The following is a 467-nucleotide window of genomic DNA, read 5'->3' as shown; positions in this document are numbered from 1 at the left end:
CCTCCTGGGCGCCCGGGCGTGCGACGACCTCGAACGTGGGGTTCGGGATGTAGTCGCTGATGTGGTTGCGCACCACGATCTTCGTGCGGCCGTGCACATCGATGTAATCGATGACGCCCTTGCGGTGGTCGGGCAGGAACTTGGTGAGCGCTTCCTTGGGCTCATAGAAGTGGTTGTCGGCGTCGAACACCGGGTAGGGAAGCTCGCGTGAGGGCATGTTCGCCTCCTGGAAGAGTCTGATTTTCGAAACTGGTAATGACGTTACCATGGGATGACCAGCGCGGACGAACGCATTCGGGCGATCGCTCAAAAACTCGGGAAAGCACTGGTCAGGCGGGGGATGCGGGCATCAGAAGGCCGCGTGCGCAGAACTCGTAGATGTGCTGGCCTTCGATCGGCGTTCCGTTGAGTTCCACGCCCAGTGAGCGCAGGCGCATCGCACCCAGCACCGACTGCATGATCAGGGC

At 61.5% G+C, this 467-nt stretch carries 1 pseudogene; it reads right to left on the bottom strand.

The annotated features are described in order from the left end of the window. Positions 1 to 217: pseudogene (locus tag RNC47_RS36575) on the bottom strand (amidohydrolase family protein); the annotation flags it as partial. Positions 218 to 467 lie beyond the last annotated feature (250 nt).

Origin of the sequence: Streptomyces millisiae (assembly GCF_031845425.1) — a bacterium.
Taxonomy (GTDB): domain Bacteria; phylum Actinomycetota; class Actinomycetes; order Streptomycetales; family Streptomycetaceae; genus Streptomyces; species Streptomyces millisiae.
The sequence above is the reverse complement of the archived record's forward strand: the minus strand, read 5'-3'. Positions and strand labels throughout refer to the sequence as shown.